General features: G+C 67.6%; 17 protein-coding genes. 5 read left to right on the plus strand and 12 right to left on the minus strand.

Translation table 11 applies throughout. The annotated features are described in order from the left end of the window. Positions 1-4 precede the first annotated feature (4 nt). Positions 5-601: a suppressor of fused domain protein gene (locus tag TVH25_RS01500; protein ID WP_422423207.1), complete on the minus strand. Its 597-nt coding sequence runs from the start codon at positions 599-601 to the stop codon at positions 5-7. Positions 602-647: 46 nt separating this feature from the next. Beyond that, the gene (locus TVH25_RS01505; protein WP_296551703.1) at positions 648-1,775 is read right to left on the minus strand and encodes a winged helix DNA-binding domain-containing protein; all 1,128 of its coding nucleotides are present in this window, start codon (positions 1,773-1,775) and stop codon (positions 648-650) included. Positions 1,776-1,849: 74 nt separating this feature from the next. Here TVH25_RS01505 and TVH25_RS01510 point away from each other — a divergent pair, with 74 nt between their 5' ends. After that, positions 1,850-2,695, plus strand: a complete 846-nt coding sequence (locus TVH25_RS01510; RefSeq protein WP_169621661.1) for a chromosome partitioning protein ParB — start codon at positions 1,850-1,852, stop codon at positions 2,693-2,695. An 84-nt stretch (positions 2,696-2,779) separates the two neighbouring features. On the opposite strand, the gene TVH25_RS01515 is transcribed toward TVH25_RS01510, so the two are convergent. From TVH25_RS01515 to TVH25_RS01560, 10 genes are all read right to left on the minus strand, one after another. Further along, positions 2,780-3,955: an ABC transporter ATP-binding protein gene (locus TVH25_RS01515; RefSeq protein WP_169621660.1), complete on the minus strand. Its 1,176-nt coding sequence runs from the start codon at positions 3,953-3,955 to the stop codon at positions 2,780-2,782. A gap of 5 nt (positions 3,956-3,960) precedes the next feature. Further along, positions 3,961-4,791, minus strand: coding sequence for a carbohydrate ABC transporter permease (locus tag TVH25_RS01520; RefSeq protein ID WP_169621659.1), 831 nt, complete (start codon positions 4,789-4,791; stop codon positions 3,961-3,963). Between the two features lie 2 nt (positions 4,792-4,793). Then, positions 4,794-5,675 (minus strand): carbohydrate ABC transporter permease, encoded by an 882-nt coding sequence (locus tag TVH25_RS01525; RefSeq protein WP_169621727.1) that lies wholly within the window; start codon positions 5,673-5,675, stop codon positions 4,794-4,796. A 65-nt stretch (positions 5,676-5,740) separates the two neighbouring features. Beyond that, positions 5,741-7,084, minus strand: coding sequence for an ABC transporter substrate-binding protein (locus tag TVH25_RS01530; RefSeq protein WP_169652612.1), 1,344 nt, complete (start codon positions 7,082-7,084; stop codon positions 5,741-5,743). A 126-nt stretch (positions 7,085-7,210) separates the two neighbouring features. Next, the gene (locus tag TVH25_RS01535; protein ID WP_169621657.1) at positions 7,211-8,443 is read right to left on the minus strand and encodes a GNAT family N-acetyltransferase; all 1,233 of its coding nucleotides are present in this window, start codon (positions 8,441-8,443) and stop codon (positions 7,211-7,213) included. 87 nt (positions 8,444-8,530) lie between these two features. Further along, positions 8,531-9,457 carry a hypothetical protein gene (locus tag TVH25_RS01540; RefSeq protein ID WP_422423208.1) on the minus strand — a complete coding sequence of 309 codons (927 nt, stop codon included), beginning with the start codon at positions 9,455-9,457 and terminating at the stop codon, positions 8,531-8,533. A gap of 67 nt (positions 9,458-9,524) precedes the next feature. Next, a complete protein-coding gene (locus TVH25_RS01545) occupies positions 9,525-10,013 on the minus strand; it encodes a general stress protein (RefSeq protein WP_169621655.1) in 489 nt (162 codons plus the stop codon). A gap of 88 nt (positions 10,014-10,101) precedes the next feature. Further along, positions 10,102-11,064 carry an HpcH/HpaI aldolase/citrate lyase family protein gene (locus TVH25_RS01550; RefSeq protein ID WP_169621654.1) on the minus strand — a complete coding sequence of 321 codons (963 nt, stop codon included), beginning with the start codon at positions 11,062-11,064 and terminating at the stop codon, positions 10,102-10,104. A 134-nt stretch (positions 11,065-11,198) separates the two neighbouring features. Next, on the minus strand, positions 11,199-11,660 hold the full coding sequence (locus tag TVH25_RS01555) for a DUF6098 family protein (protein WP_422423209.1): 462 nt from the start codon (positions 11,658-11,660) through the stop codon (positions 11,199-11,201). Positions 11,661-11,755: 95 nt separating this feature from the next. Continuing rightward, positions 11,756-12,199: a DUF4383 domain-containing protein gene (locus TVH25_RS01560; protein WP_169621652.1), complete on the minus strand. Its 444-nt coding sequence runs from the start codon at positions 12,197-12,199 to the stop codon at positions 11,756-11,758. Positions 12,200-12,467: 268 nt separating this feature from the next. Between TVH25_RS01560 and TVH25_RS01565 the strand changes: the two genes are divergently transcribed. From TVH25_RS01565 to TVH25_RS01580, 4 genes are all read left to right on the plus strand, one after another. Further along, entirely contained in the window at positions 12,468-13,739 is a 1,272-nt protein-coding gene (locus TVH25_RS01565; protein ID WP_169621651.1) for a magnesium transporter MgtE N-terminal domain-containing protein, read from the plus strand. Then, entirely contained in the window at positions 13,736-14,260 is a 525-nt protein-coding gene (locus TVH25_RS01570; protein ID WP_169621650.1) for a DUF1003 domain-containing protein, read from the plus strand. Before TVH25_RS01565 ends, TVH25_RS01570 begins: the two co-directional genes overlap by 4 nt. A gap of 91 nt (positions 14,261-14,351) precedes the next feature. Next, positions 14,352-15,287 (plus strand): hypothetical protein, encoded by a 936-nt coding sequence (locus tag TVH25_RS01575; RefSeq protein ID WP_169652609.1) that lies wholly within the window; start codon positions 14,352-14,354, stop codon positions 15,285-15,287. 368 nt (positions 15,288-15,655) lie between these two features. Further along, the gene (locus tag TVH25_RS01580; RefSeq protein WP_296551712.1) at positions 15,656-16,525 is read left to right on the plus strand and encodes a lytic murein transglycosylase; all 870 of its coding nucleotides are present in this window, start codon (positions 15,656-15,658) and stop codon (positions 16,523-16,525) included. Position 16,526 lies beyond the last annotated feature (1 nt).

A 16,526-nucleotide genomic window follows, 5' to 3' on the forward strand; every position in this document is an offset into this window, starting at 1 on the left:
GCATTCAGAAGCGGGCTTGCGCTCGCTTGGGGTCGCGGAGGTCGATGCCCGCCTCCGTCCACGCCTCGCGCAGTGCGTCCGCGCCGCGTAACCGCTTCCACGCCGCTTCGGTGCCGGTCAGCGGAATCGCATCGAAGAACCGCACCGGATCGGCCGGCTCGGGCAACACCAGATCCGGCACGTCGCCGCTGCCGAGCAGCACCGCCGTGAACGGTGCACCCTCCCAGAGCGGCTCACCCAGATCGAGCAGGGCGTCGTCGGTCAGCACGACTCCCTCCACCGCCGGAAGCGCGGCGAGCAACGCGAGCGTGCGGTGCACCCCGGTCGTCAGGCCCTCCGCATTACGCAGACTCAGAACCAGTTCGGCACGCGGCCCACGATTGGGGTCCGCGACCATCTCCGTCGGGTCGCCCATGGGATGCCGGGAGCATCCCAACGTGGCGAACCGCAGAAGTCTGGTCTCGGGACTGCGGAACCGCAGCACATCGATGGGTTCGAGTCCCAGGAACGTCACCGACGCGGACTCCGGTTCCCCACCGCCGGGGCCGGAGAGGTGGGCGGTGAGATGGGCGCGGACTGCGTCGAGCACTGCGTCGGTCACCCCTGCAATCTAGTCTGCGCCCGCGACCGGGTGTCGGTCCGTGCCACTAGTGCGCCTCGGGCAGGATCCGGACCTCGCGGTCGTCTGCGCCCGGCGCCGAGAACTTCAGCAGGCGCATCCCTTCGGCCTCGATCGCCGACCGGTTCGCGTTGGTGAGACGGCGCCACGGCGTGACCTCGAGGACCGCCGAACGACGTGTCGTGGTGCGGCGGACCGACCCGGCGACCGTGCCGCCGACGAGAACGGCCGCGTGGACGATCCCGTTCTTCGTGACGAGCCGGCGGCGGTCGGCGTCGGACACCAGCCGGGTGCGGTCGGCGTGGGAGAGCAGCACGTTGTCGTACTGCGCGAGGATGCGAACCGGTGCCGGCGTCGCGGGATCGGGACGGGGAGCGTCCGGCAGGTCGAACAGTTCGACCCCGTTCTCGTCGCGGAAGACGGTGAGATCGGGCCGAAGCGCGTCGAAGATCTCGCCGAGACCCGTGAGCCCCGACCATGCCTGCGCGTCGCGTGCGCTCGCGGGGCCGAACGCCGCGAGGTACCGGCGTACGAGCGCGACAGGTTCCGGTGCGAGCGGAGGAAGGGATTCGCCGCCGCGCCCGACCCAATGGTCGAGAAGCGCGAGTCGCGGTAGACCCGATCGCCCCCACAGTCCGCGCGGAGGCACCTGCACCAGCGGTAGCAATCCGCGTACCGCGTAGGCGAGGGCACCGGGCTCGTAACCGGGGAAACGTTCTGCAAGCAGACGGCCCAGTTCCTGGCCGGTGCGCGGTTCGTGGCGGACCAGCTCTGCGGCGAACTCGGACAGTGCCGTGTGGTCGATGCCCGCGAGGCCCGCGGCGTGTTGCGTATCGGTGCGCAGCGCGCGCGTCAGCAGAGGCTGCATCCAGGACCGCAGCGCGAGGGCGTCGGGCGCTGTCACCGCGAAGACGGTGCCGCGCATCAGCGCGATGCGCACCACCTCGCGGGAGGCGATCAGATCCGACAATCGGTCGGGTGTGAATCCGCGTATCCGTGTCCACAACGCGAAATACGGTGGCTCGGGCGCCTGCGCCTGCAACCCGATCAGGTGCTCGAGCATCGCCGCGGTGGAAAGGTCGCTCCGCCCGAGCAGGTGCTGGCGGGCAAGGGTGGCGCGACCGAGTTCGCGAACGGTGAGGGTCCGGTTCGTCACGGGGTCGACTGTCGCACAGGTCTCCGACACGCAGGACGCCCCCGCTGCGGCCCAGCACCCGGTACCGTCGAGGAATGGCGCGCGACACCGGTTTTCCGGTTTCCGATGCCGGTGACGATTTCGCGCGGCAACGTCGCCGCGCCGAGTACGCCCGGCTGATCGCATGGCTGCGGCGCGAACCCGACGATGTCAACACCGTGTTGCCGTTCGACGAAGTCGTTCGTGCGCTCGGCAGGGTCGACGAGCGCCGACTCGGCCTGCAGATCATCGAGGTGTCGTCGATCGTCGGCAGCGTGGACCGCACCGACGACTTCGACCGGCGTTTCCGTCCCACGTCGGCGCGTCTGCGCGAACGCTGGGAGAGGATCGCTGTCGCACGGCGGCGAGGCGAGGCGATGCCGCCCATCTCCGTGTACCGGGTCGGCTCGTTGCATTTCGTGCAGGACGGGCACCACCGCGTGTCGATCGCCTACGCCCAGCACGACCGCACCATCGACGCGTACGTCACCGAGATCATCACCCGGATCTCCGCCGACGGGATCACCGGGCAGTCGGACCTCGTGCGCAAGGACCATTACCGGATGTTCTGCACGCGTGTGCCCCTGCCCGCCGACGCCGTTGACGCCGTGCGGGTCACGGACCCGTGGGACTACGCCGAACTGTCCGAAGCGGTGGAGGCGTGGGGGTTCCGTCTCATGCAGGACCTCGGTGAGTTTCTGACCCGCGAAGATGTCGCGCGGCGCTGGTACGAGGACGAGTTCGTGCCCGTGGTCGCGCTGGTCCGCGCCGCCGGCATGTTGCCGAACCGGACGGACGCCGAGGCATACCTCTGGATCGCGCGCGAACGCTATCGCCTCGTCCGCCGCCACGTGTGGAACGACGACATCGTGGAGACGTTGCGGCGACGCAATCCGCGGTGAGGGGGCGGGCGGGCCGGCCCCCGGGTGCTGGGGCGGGCGCGCCACGCGGGGGGGGGGGGGGGGGGGGCGGCCCCCGGGGTTGCGTCACTTCTGCAGCGTGACGTTCGTTCCCGTTTCCTGGTCGAACAGTGCGACTTTGGCCGGGTCGAACCACAAATCCACCGGCTTGTCCTTGGCGACCCCGGATTCGACCGGGAGTCGTGCCACCAGCGTGCCGCCCGCGAGATCGACCGAGGCCGTCGCGGCGGCGAGTTCGTCGAGTTCCTTCGACCGCACCTCGGGGCCTTCCACGGTGAAGTACGCGAACTTGTCCGACCCCATCGATTCGAGGACGTCCACATCGGCCGTGAAGGTCACGCCCTGTTCCCGTTGCGCGGGTTCGAGGAGCGCCGCGTCCTCGAAATGCTCGGGACGGATACCGAGCACCACGTCGCGGGAAGGATTGTGCTGCCGGACCATCTCCCACCGGTCGTCCGGGAGCGCGAAATCCCCGAAGGCGGAGCGTATCTTGCCCGACTCCAGTTGCCCCGAGGTGAAGTTCATCGCGGGTGAGCCGATGAACCCGGCCACGAACAGGTTCCGGGGATGGTCGTACAGGTCCTGCGGTGCACCCACCTGTTGCACGAGTCCGCTGCGCATGACCACCACTCGGTCACCGAGTGTCATCGCCTCGGTCTGGTCGTGCGTGACGTACACGGTGGTCGTGCCCAGCCTCTTCTGCAACCGGGCGATCTCCGTCCGCATCTGGACCCGGAGTTTCGCATCCAGGTTGGACAGCGGTTCGTCCATGAGGAACGCCTTGGGGTTGCGAACGATGGCTCGTCCCATGGCGACTCGCTGCCGTTGACCACCGGAGAGATTGGCGGGCTTGCGGTCGAGATGCTGGGTGAGATCGAGGATGCGGGCGGCCTCGTCGACCTTCTCCGCGATCTCGCTCTTCGGAAGCTTCGCCAAAGTCAATGGGAACTCGATGTTCTCGCGCACCGTCATGTGGGGATACAGGGCGTACGACTGGAACACCATCGCGATGTCGCGGTCCTTCGGAGCCTTCTCGTTGACGCGTTCACCCGCGATCCGCAGTTCACCGCTCGAAATGTCCTCGAGGCCGGCGATCATGTTCAGCGTCGTCGACTTTCCGCAACCGGACGGGCCCACGAGGATGATGAATTCGCCGTCCGCGATCGTCAGATCCACGTCGCGGACGGCTTTGGCGCCGTCAGGGTATTCCTTCGTCACCTTGTCGAGCACGATCTCGGCCATGACGCTCACCCCTTCACCGCGCCGGACGTCAGTCCGGCGACGATACGACGTTGGAAGATCAGTACGAACACGATGATCGGGATGGTGATGACCATCGCGGCAGCGGCGATGGAACCGGTCGGTTCCTCGAACTGCGAAGCACCGGTGAAGTTCGCGATCGCCGCAGGTGCCGTGATCGACCGCTCCGTCGATGTCAGCGAAATCGCGAACAGCAGGTCGTTCCAGCAGAAGATGAACACCAGAATCGCGGCGGTGATGATTCCCGGTGCAGCCAGTGGCGCGATCACCTTCCGGAACGCCTGCGCCGGGGTGGCGCCGTCCATCTTCGCTGCCTTCTCGAGTTCCCAGGGGATCTCCCGGAAGAAGGCCGAGAGCGTATAGATCGCGAGTGGGAGCGAGAAGGTGATGTACGGGATGATCAGCGCGGCCCAGGTGTCGAACAACCCGATGCTGCGCATGATCTCGAACAGCGGGCTGACCAGGGAGATCTGCGGGAACATCGCGATGAGCAGGGCGACCCCGACCAGCACCTTCTTGCCCGGGAAGTCCAGGCGGGCGACGGCGTACGCCGCCATCGTCCCGAGGATCACGGCGATGAACGTCGCGATCAGCCCGATCCCGATGGAGTTGATCAACGCGCTCGTGAACGCGTTGGTCTTGAAGATGCCCCGATAGTTGTCGAGGGTCCACTGCTGCGGGATGAAGTTGCCGTCCTGGATGGTGCCGGGCGGCTTGAACGACAGGCTGGCGATCCACAGCACCGGCACGAGCGCGTAGAGGAGCACGAGCACGTTGACCGCGGACCACGACACGGTCTTGTTGCGGGTATCCGCCATCGTCACCGCTTCCCTTCGTCCGACCCGGGCGCCGACGCACCGAACAACTTGATGAACACGAACGCGATGATGGCCACACACACGAAGATCAGCACGCTGATCGCAGATCCGATACCCAGGTTGAACGCCCTGAACAGGTTGTCGTAGCCGAGGATCGACAAGGAGCCGGTGCCGTTGGAGCCGCGCGTGAGCACGTAGATGTTGTCGAAGATCCGGAACGCGTCGAGTGTGCGGAACAGCAACGCGACGAGAATCGCCGGTTTCATCAGCGGCACGATGATGCGGATCAGCCTGGTCCACGCTCCCGCGCCGTCCACCTGCGCGGCCTTGAGCAGGTCGTCGGGAACCAGGGCGAGCCCTGCGAGCAGTAGCAACGCCATGAACGGTGTGGTCTTCCAGACCTCCGCGAGCACGATGATCGCCAGCGACGGGAGTTGGTCGGTGAGCGGCGCACTGCCGTCCGGCAACAGGTTCGCAAGGTACCCGGTTCCCGGCGTCCACGCGTAGTACCAGCTGTAGGCGGCCGCGACGGTGACGATGCCGTACGGGATGAGCACGACGGTGCGTACCAGTCCCTTGCCGAGGATCGTGCGCTGCATGACGAGAGCGATTGCCAGGCCGAGGACGAACTCGATCGCCACCGAGACCACGGTGATCCCCAGCGTGACGAAGAACGCCTGCCACCAGAACCCGTCGGTGAGCACGTCGACATAGTTCGACAGGCCGACGAACGTCCGGTCGTCGGGGAAGCGAAGGTCGTAACGCTGCAAGCTCAGCCACACGGCGTAGGCGACCGGGTAGGCCGTCACCGCGACCATCACCAGAGCGGCCGGCGCGACGAGCCAGAGACCGAGGCGCCGCTCTGCCTTCTTCCCTTCGGACAGAGCAACTTTCGCCGGGCGAGCGCTGTCGTCCTGCTCGTCGCTCTGTTTCTGCGATTCGACTGCCGTCACGGAACCAGCCCTTCCGAGTTGACCGCCTTGCGGACCTGTTCGGCGAGTTCGCCGACGGTCTTCGGCGGGTCGATCCGGTCCACCGGGTTGAGGATGGAGGTCACCAGCGTCGAAATACTCTGGTATGCAGGCGAAGCGGGGCGTACGGCCGCGTTCTCGAGACTGGCCCGCACCTCCCGCCACGCCGGATACGCCTCCTGGAAAACCGGGTCGTCGTACAGCACTTCCAGAGTCGGCGGTACGCCACCGCCGATGGCGTTGTTGCGCTGATTCTCTTCGTTGCGCAGGCACGTCATCGCCTCGAAGGCGAGGTCGGGATGAGTGCTCGTCCGCGCCACGGCGATGTTGAATCCACCGATCGTGACCTTTGCCGGCTCACCCGGAATCACGGACGGGTACGGCGCCGGAAGGAAGTTCTGCTCCCCGTCGACGGTGAGGACCGTGTTGCCGGTGTTCTCGGTGGTGACATTGCCGTTCTCGTCGATGAACGGCAGGTCGGCGGCATTCTCGAGGATCCCGGGAAGCACGAACGGCCAGTTCACTTCGAACGCCGTGCGGCCGCTCTCCATCCCCAGGCGCACTGCCGCTTCGTCGGCCTGGTTCAGGGAGGGGTCGACTCCCGGCGCGGTCGCCACCCTTTTCATGATGTCGAGTGCGGTCTCCGCCGCATCGCCGTCCTCGAGTGTGACGGTGGTGCCGTCGTCAGCGACGACGGACCCCCCGGCGCTGGCAAGAAGGGTGTTGAACCACACCATGAGACCTTCGTACTGGCGTCCCGTGACCCCGATCCAGCTCGGTAGCCCCTCCTCGGCGAGGCCGCTCGCGATCTCGATCATTTCGTCCCATGTCTGCGGCGGCTGCCCGTCCGGCATCAGATCCTGGCGGTACCAGAGCAGTTGGGTGTTGGTGTTGAGCGGTGCGGCGTAGAGGACGTCCTGCCAGGTGGCCGATTCCAGAGGCCCTCGGAGGGTCCCTTCGGTCACGTCGGCCGCAATGTCGGGAGGAAGCGGTAGAGCCCATCCCGCTTCGGCGAACTCGGCCGTCCAGACCACGTCGAGCGTCATCAGGTCCAGACTCGCATCGCCGCCGGTGAGCCGTCTCGCCAGCTGCAGGCGCTGGTCGTCTGCATTCTTCGGCAGCGTCCGCTGCTCGACCGTGTAGCGCCCCTGTGCCTGCTCGGTGCACACGGCCGCTGCCTGCGCGTACTGCTCGGCACCGTCCGCTGCCGTGTAGAAACTCAGGACGGTACCGCTGCTGCTGTTTCCGCAGGCCGTCAGACCGGCTCCGACAAGCACAGCAACGGCGCCGGCCGTGACGTGCCTTGCCCACTTCCGTCGCATACCGCCTCCGCCCGCACTGCCGAGACAGTGACTTGTGTCACCGAAATCGACAATATCGCTTGGGGTCGCACAAGCGGAGCAAAACGGGCTTTGGGCGCATGCCGCCGGGAGGGAGGTGCGGGAGGCTCAGAAAGAAGTACCGGCGAACGGTGCCGGGACCCATCCGAAGAGCCGGTCCGCGACCGGCACCGCGTCCGCGTGCCGAACCTCGATCCGGCCCGCCGCGGCCAACGTGCGACAGGCGACGCCGCCCAGCAGGAGCGACCCCAGCTCGGCCACACCGATCCGCAGATCGGCCTGCCCGTCGCTACGCGCCGCGCCGTCGGCGGAGATCGTGTACGTACCCTCGTTCTCCGGGAACATCGGGTCGACGACGCCGAGCGTCACCGTCCCGTCTCCCGTATAGACGCGGGACGCCAGTGCCCGCTCCACGTCGAGCACCCGCAGCCACGTCTCGTCCTCGATCGACCGGGTGCGTACCGCACGGTGGTCGCGCAGAAGCCAGGGCATCGGATCGTCCGTGGGCAGTTCGGCGAATCTCACGCGGGCGACGAGGTCGAGGCCGAGCAAGAAGCGCACGAGGCCGGCGTGCGCTTCCACGGACGGTGCGAAGAAATCGTCGACGACGATCGTGGGGGTCTCGCTGGTGAACCAGTCGTGCGGGTCGGCGGTGCTGGGGCGGTAGCGCACGAACCCGTCCTCGTGTCCGGGTTGCCCGTGAACAGCAACGTAACGGGCCCCCGAGGTCGACTGCGCACGCATTCTCTGGGAGTTCCACCACTGCGACCACCGTTCGAGAGTGCCCGGACGAAGGGGAAGGTGGCGGGAGTGAATGTGCGGCAACAGATCCCATGCCTCCGATCCGGTCAGCAGCCGAACGGGGCCGCCTTCCGGCGCACCGGGCCGGAAGGCCGCCCGGCGCAGGTCCACCTCGGACTCCACCGACCACGAGGCGATCCCGTACCCGAACCTGCCGTAGATCGTCGCCTCGGAGGCCCGAAGTGTCGCCACCACGTCGCCGCGGGTACGCGCGTCGCGCAGTTGCTGCCGGACGAGCGCAGTGACGACTCCCCGGCGTGTGTGGGTGGGCAGCACGCCGATGTGGGTGACGGCGGCGTGGGCTACCCGCGCGCCGCCGGGAAGGACGATCTCCCCCGAGAACGCATCGACCGTGCCGGCGAGGACACCGTCCACGAACGCTCCGAAGGTACGGCCGGGTTCGAGATAGTCGTGGATCGTCCCGTCGGGATAGGTCGGTGCCGGCAGTCCCACCATCGCTGTCCGGAACAATGCCATCGCCTGCACCAGTTCGGCCTCCGACTCGAGGACCCGCACCTGCGGCTCTGCGTTTTCACCCATCCCGGGACCCTAGCCCGCGCCGGCTCCTCCCCGCGACCGGGTATTCGGCCTGCGGCACGGACGCGTCGGCACCGCAGCGGTGTCTCATCACCGTGTCGCGTTCTGCAAGCGAACGAGTTTCGTCTCGGCGGCGGACGCCACCCGCTCCGCAGACGTCACTTCCTTCTTTGCGCGGGCCACGGCTCGTCGTGCGAACTGCCGTTGCTGCTCGGCATGGTCGAGTTTCCGGCGCAGGTCGGCGACCTCTCGTTCGGATCGTTCGAGCTCGGCATCGGCGTCCCCGGCCGCAGATCGCGCCTGCTCGGCCGACGCACGCGCCGACTCCACCTCTGCTGCGACCGCGTCGACTTCCGCCTGTCGTGCCTCACGTTCCGCCTTGTCGCGTGCGGCTTTCTCGGCCGTCTCGCGCACGCCGGCGCTCCGGCCGCGTTTCGATGCGGCGGTCCGTTTCCCGGAGGTCCTGGGCCGCTCGGGCGCGGGCGCCTCCGGCGTGTCGTCGTCGGAGGTCTCGGGCACGAGCGTCAACGGCACAGCGGACAGGTCACCGAACCCGCTGTGCTCGACTATCGACGAGAGTCTTCCCGCGCGGACCTCGTCGGCCACCTCGGGATCGGCGAGCGCGGCGTTGAGCGTCTGGCTCACTTCCCTGAGGGCGCCCTCGGTGGCGCGGCGTCCGTGGTCGTCCGCGAGGTCGGCCGCCGCCTTCTCGAGCGCTGCCACCACCTTGCGCCGCTGCGCCGACAGTGCACGCATGTCGCTGCCGGACAGCCGCCGTTGCGCGGTGCGCAGTGCGTCACCGAGATCGAAAAGTGCTGCGAGTTCGTCCCCGCGTTCGCGTGCGAGCAGATTGACCATCCACGCCGCCACCGTCGGCTTCCGGAGCCTGCCGATAGCGGCGGTGAGTTCACGGTCGCCCGCCCGGCGGGCTTCCGCCGCACATTCGTCGCGGGCGGAGACGAAGTCACCGGGATCGAGACCGTAGAGCCTGTCGGCCACCGAATCGAGATCGGGCATACGACCGACACTAGTGGCGCGGGCCGGGCCCGTGCCGCCCACCTCGCCCCCCGGCCCGCACCGAGGGTTACAGCGCGAGCTTGGCGAGCAGGTCGCGGGCCTGCTCGGCCGTCCTCGGCTTGCACAGCACGTCGTACCGCCCCGCGACGAGTTGCATCGTCGACGAGAAATCGCGCTGCCCACGGGTCGCGGCGTACGGGATGGAGGCCGAGATCAGGCCGAAGATGATGCCGCCCACGAGACCGACCAGCAGCGGGCCGAGGAAGTCGGTGGAGAAGATGCCCAGCAGCAAACCGAAGAACACACCGAGCCAGGCGCCGGAGACGATTCCGCCCCCGATGACCTTCGGCCACGTCAGCCGTCCGGTGACCCGTTCGACCTGCATGAGATCCACCCCGACGATCGTGACGTCCTCGACGGAGAAGTTCTGATCGGACAGGTGGTCGACGGCGCGCTGCGCCTCGGCGTAGGTCGTGTACGACCCGACCGGCCAGCCGGTCGGGGGTTCCGGAAGGCCCGGCACCTGACGGCCGCCAGGTCCGATGGGGTTGGTCATGAGTATTCGGCTCCTTCTCGATGGCCGCGTGCCGTCTTCACCGGCACGCCCGCTGTCCATTCTGCCCGGACCGCGGGCGAGAACACGATTACTCGCCGCGGGGAGGCTCGAACGTTTCGGTGCGAGACATCCCTGCCGCTCGCCCCTTGGCCGAGATGACGAGTGCCATCTTGCGGCTGGCTTCGTCGATCATCTCGTCGCCGAGCATCGCGGCACCGCGCGCTCCGCCTTCCGCCGAGGTGTGCCATTCGTACGCGTCGAGGATCATCTCGGCCTTGTCGTAGTCCTGCTGCCGCGGGCTGAAAACCTCGTTCGCGGCATCGATCTGACTCGGGTGCAGTACCCATTTTCCGTCGAAACCGAGCGCGGCGGTCCGTTGTGCGGAACGACGGAACGCGTCGACGTCACGGATCTGGAGGTACGGGCCGTCGATGGCCTGCAGGCCGTGAGCGCGCGCCGCCATCAGGATCGTCATGAGGATGTGGTGGTACGCGTCGCCACGGTCGTACCCGTCGGGCTGCTCCCCCACCACAAGCGTGCGCATGTTGATGCTCGCCATGAAATCCGCGGGCCCGAACACGAGTGTCTGTACGCGCGGACTCGCAGTGGCGATCGCGTCGATGTTGGTCAAGCCGAGAGCGTTCTCGATCTGGGGTTCGATGCCGATGCGCCCGACCTCGAGTCCGTGCGCCTTCTCCACCTGCGTGAGCAGGAGATCGAGCGCGTGGACATGGCTCGCGTCAGGCACTTTCGGCAGCAGAATCGCGTCCAGATGTGCACCGGCGCCCCCGACCACTTCGGCGACGTCGAGGTACGTCGAATCGGTGGTCCAGTCGTTGACCCGGACAACCTTGAGCTGGTCTCCCCACCCGTCCTCGTTGAGCGCTTCGACGATCGTCGTGCGGGCCTCGGCCTTGGCGAGCGGCGACACCGCGTCTTCCAGATCGAGGAAGATCTCGTCGGCGGGCAGACCCTTGGCTTTGTCGATCATCTTGCGGCTGCTACCCGGAACCGCGAGTACCGACCGCCGGGGCCTGAAAGAGAACGACATGACCGCACAGACCTCCACGTTCGGAAACGACACGAGCCACGGGCCCCCGGCCCGATGGCGGTGCTCATGCTACCGCTGCGGAGACCGGCGTTCGGGACCACAGAGATCGGCGTTCGGGGACCGCGAATGCGCCCTCACGTGTCGCGGCGGGAATCGTTCCCTACTGCGAATCGCTCGTGGTACCGGCGCGACGCCTCTTCCAGGACGGCACGACCCAGTCGTGCGAGTGGACGGATGTCGGTCAGCAGCGGCTCGTGATCGGGTCCCCGGCCCACGACCGTTCCTTCCAGCAACCACGCGAATCTGCCGTCCTCTTCACCGAGTTCGCCGTACTTGCAGATTCGGCGCGCCAGCCAATCCTCCAGCGGTCCCGGCCACCACGGTTCCGGGGCGAGGGTGGTCACGGACAAGCCGGGCAACGTGACACCGGCTTCGTAGTCCCGGCTCGGGCCCGCAGCCTCGTCGGCGGCGGGACCTTTGGAGTACCGGACATGGATATCCAGGTTTCCCGCGACGAAGTCGGCGACCTCCCGCAAGCTCGAGAGGAGCGGGATTCCGCCTGGGACAGAGTGCGTTTCACTCAGAGTGCTGCTCATGACGTTCTCCGGATCGATCCCGAACTCCCGGGAAGCACGTCCGTCGGCGGGCCGGCCCCGTACCGCGGCCCGCTGACAAACAAACCTTCCCGCGTCTAGACGGCGGCGCGGCGGCGCGGCGGCAGCAGCACCCCGAGTGCGATCATCGCGACCGCGAGCACGAAGTGCAGCCAATCGTCCGCCGTGTTGAGCGGCACGAAGTTCGCTGCGCTGTCCTTGTCGATCAGGAGGCCGTAGATCCACAGGACTGCGTAGATGACACCGCCACCGATGAGATACGCCTTGGCGCCGGAGATCGTCCGGCCCAAGGCCAGTCCGGCGACACCGAAGAGCAGATGCACGATGTTGTGGAGAATCGACACTTCGAAGATTCCGAGCAGCATTGCTCCGGAATGGTGGCCTGCGAAGGTCATGGTGTCGTAGTCGGTGGTGACTCCCGGGATGAACCCGAGGATCCCCACCAGCAGAAACACCACGCCGAAAACCATTGCGGCAAGCTGGACCGGCGTTCGATTCGCTCGCATTACACGTTCGGCCATGGCCGTCCTTTCTCCATCACGAAGGAATGAGACGTGCACGGGCTACCCCTCGTCCGCTGCATGAAACCGGCGACGTGCATCGGTTTTCCCGATCGATGCCGACGCACGGGAAGCCGGGGCGACGATGCGTACGATGACTACGGTTCATGCGGCCCACCGCGAACGTCCGTCCGCAGTGGCCGAGAGGCCCTGGACGGTGTGTCCGCACCGCCCGGGGCCGCTTTTATGCTGAGCTCCGCGCGGCACCGATACGGTTGGGAGTGACCTCTTGGCAGCAGTGAGCAAGGTCTTCGTCGCAAGGCTCACGGGTCTGGTAGTTCTCGGGCCCGACGGGGAATCCGTGGGCCGCGTGCGCGACGTGGTCCTCACGATCCGCGTCGGTCGTCAAGCACCACGCGTCCTGGGACTCGTCGTGGAGTTGCCCACGCGAAAACGCATCTTCGTCCCGATGCTGCGAGTCACGGCCATCGAACCGGGATCGGTCACGCTCGTGACCGGCAACGTCAGTCTGCGCCGGTTCACGCAGCGCCCCTCCGAGGTGCTGGCACTGGCACAGGTGCTCGACTCGAAAGTGCGCGTCGACGACCCGGAACTGCCCGACCTGATCGGTGTGGACACCGTGGTCGTGGACCTCGGCATCGAGCTCACGCGCACCCGGGACTGGGTGGTCGCGCGGGTTGCGGTGCGCCGGCATCGCGGCCGGCTCGCGCGGCGTGCCCCCATCCACATCGTGGAATGGCCGCACGTCCACGGTCTGACGCAGCAGGCGCTGTCCCTGCCCGGCCAGGGTGTCGCGCAACTGCTCATGCAGTTCGAGGACATGCGGCCCGCCGATGTCGCCAATTCGTTGCGCGATCTGCCCGCCAAACGGCGCACGGAAGTCGCAGTGGCCCTCGACGACGAGAGGCTCGCCGACATCGTGCAGGAACTCCCGTCCGACGACCAGACGGAGTTGCTCACCGAACTGGGTGTCGACCGTGCGGTGTCGGTGCTCGAAGCGATGGATCCCGACGACGCCGCCGACCTTCTCGGCGAGTTGCCCGAAACGGATGCGGAGTCGTTCCTGCAGCGGATGGACCCGGAGGACTCCGAGCCGGTGCGGCGCCTGCTCGAACACTCCCCCGACACCGCCGGTGGTCTGATGACCCCCGAGCCGGTCACACTCAGTCCCGCGACGACCGTCGCGGAAGCACTGGCGCGGGCACGGCACCCGGACCTCACTCCGGCGCTCGCCTCGATGATCTTCGTGGTGCGGCCACCGACCGCGACACCCACCGGCAAGTATCTGGGCTGCGTCCATCTGCAACGATTACTGCGCGAGCCCCCGGCGACTCTGATCGGCGGCATCATCGACAACGATCTGCCGCGCCTGGATCCCGGGGACGCGCTGACGACCGTCACCCGCTACTTCGCGACCTACAACCTCGTGTGCGGTCCGGTGGTCGACGACGAGCAGCACCTGCTCGGGGCGGTGAGCGTGGACGACGTGCTCGACCATCTGTTGCCCGAGGACTGGCGTGACGAGGAGACCGAAGGATGAGTGACCGACTCTCGCAGGGCCGATCGCGTCTCGAGACACCGCAGTCGTCCCGGTTCCGCTGGAACTTCGATGTGGAGGCAGTAGGACGGGTCAGCGAACGCGTCGCGCGTTTCCTCGGCACCGGGCGGTATCTGGCGATCCAGACCATTTTCGTGGTGGTGTGGATCGCCCTCAACATGACCGCGGTCGTCGGGCGATGGGACCCCTACCCGTTCATCCTGCTCAATCTCGCGTTCTCGACCCAGGCTGCGTATGCCGCACCGCTGATCCTTCTGGCTCAGAACCGGCAGGAGAACCGCGACCGGGTGTCTCTCGAGGAGGACCGGGCCCGGGCCGAGCAGACGAAGGCCGACACGGAGTTCCTCGCACGGGAACTCGCTGCTCTGCGCCTCGCGGTGGGCGAGGTGGCGACCCGCGACTACCTGCGGCGAGAACTCGACGATCTCCGGTCGCTGCTCGTCGACGAGGACGAGGACGACGCGGCATCCGGTTCCGGAAAGGGACGCACGCCCAGGCGCTGACACCCGGAATTACACATAAGCCGACCCGGTTATGTAACGTTCGTCACAACACCAACCGATGTGGCAGACGGATACAGAAGGGGGCGGTCGGGTGCGTTGGACGGCGACATTGGCGATTCCGGTGATCGTGGCGGCCGGACTGGCTGCGACCGCATCGTCGGCAGCACCGAGCGTCGCCGAGAACGTACCGGAGCCTGCTGCGGCCGCGCTGACGGCTCCCGCTACCGCCGTCGGCCTCGTACCTGCCGAACCCGCGTCGCCGATCACGTTCCGCACCCCGGGCGAACCGTCCGATCCGGTGCTCCAGCGCCCACCAGCGGCACCCGCCGGGGCAGTCCCCTCCGTATTCGGTGAGGGTCCGGCCGCAATTCCCGAACTCGTCTACTACGCGTACCGGGCCGCGGAAATGCAGATGGCCGTGGACAGTCCGGAATGCGGAATGCCGTGGCACCTGCTCGCCGCGCTCGGGCGCCTCGCGTCCCAGCACGCCGACGGTGGACGCACAGACATCCTCGGCACGCTGACCACGCCCGTCGTCGCACCCACCGGAGCCCTCGGCCCGATGCTGCTCCCCGCCGCTGCCTGGGAGCAGCATCGCGCGGACGGGAACGCAGACGGAAACGCCGACGCCCAGAACGTGTTCGACGCCACACTGGCCGCGAGCGCCTGGATGTGCGCGGACGGCGCCCGGCTTCGCGAACCGGACGGGGAGGCGCGCGCGGTCGCACTGTTCAACGGATCGCCCGAGTTTCTCGCGAACGTGCGCGAGTGGTCGGCTACGTATGCCAAGGGCGCCGAAGTCGCCGAGTCCGCCTTGGCGCCGGCTCCGGCGCGGCCCCTTCCGGCCGCCTCCGACATCGCCGCTCCGGCACCCGTTCCGGCCCCGCAGAGCGCTCCCGGCGACCCGGCCGCAGCAGACGAGACCGGCGAGCCCGGAGGCGACGCTCCGGCGCCGGCCCTTCCGCCCTTGCCGCAGTTGCCCGAGCTTCCGCCGGTTCCCTGCCTCGTACCCGCCTTCTGCGAATGACCCCGTAACGGGGCACTGCCTGTACCGAGACACTGCCCGTAGCGACGCACTGCCTGTACCGAGACACTGCCCGTAGCGACGCACTGCCCGTACCGAGACACTGCCCGTAGCAAGACACTGCCCGGCGGACCTGCTGCCGGGGGCGTGCAGGTACCCAGCGCGGCCCGAGGCGACACGCCGCCCATATTATGACGCGGGACACACTTGGATCACCGCGGAGCCACCTCAACGGCACAAACCCCTCTGGCATACCCCTAAACCAGGCGTTACATCACGTTTAAATAACGGAACGGCTACGAACCGTGTACTGTCAGCCCCGTAAATAACGGAGGCATCTCGGGTTCGAGATTCGCCCGAGGGAGGTACGAGTGGGCCGGCACGCCAGACCGACGGATTCCAAGATCCGCCGCAATTCAGTGATCGCGATGACAGGTTTGGTACCGGTAGGCCTCGTCGCCGCCGCCGCGACAACTGCGGGTGCGTCACCGCGTGCGCTGCTCGGAGTCCACCAGGACGCCCAGGCGACCACGATGGGGAACGCAGTCCCCGAGACGCTCCCCCAGGTCCCCGAAGCCGTATCCGTGGCGCAGTCCATCATGCTCGAGCCCGCCCCGGCACCGGCGCTGGCACCGAAGTCCGCATCCCAGCCGGCGCCCGCACCCGAAACGAAGGTGCTTACCGAGGGGCCTCTCGGTATCCCCGGCATCAACTTCGACGCATACCGCAATGCCGAGCGCATCCTGTCCGAGGAGAACCCGGGCTGCGGGATGTACTGGACACTGCTCGCCGGTATCGGCAAGGTCGAATCCGGTCATGCCAACGGCGGCAAGGCAGACGAGAAGGGCAACCTCTTCGAACCGGTGATCGGCCTGCCCCTCGACGGCAGCCTCCCGGGCCAGGCCACCATCGCGGACACCGACGGCGGCGTTCTGGACGGCGACGCCGTGTACGACCGCGCCGTGGGGCCCATGCAGTTCATCCCCACGACCTGGAATCAGTACGCGGGCGACGGCGACGGCGACGGCGTTGCCGACCCGCAGAACCTCTACGACTCGACGCTCACGACCGCGCGGTACCTGTGCGACGGTGGCCTCGACATGCACAACCTCGGCCATGCGACGAAGGCGATCCACCGGTACAACAACTCGATGGCCTACGTCGCCAACGTGCTTGCGTGGTCGGCGGCCTACTCGACCGGTGTGACGCCGAGTCCGGCCGACCTGCCGCGCATCCACTGAC

Origin of the sequence: Rhodococcus sp. 7Tela_A2 (genome assembly GCF_049311045.1) — a bacterium.
In the GTDB taxonomy this organism is placed as follows: domain Bacteria; phylum Actinomycetota; class Actinomycetes; order Mycobacteriales; family Mycobacteriaceae; genus Rhodococcus.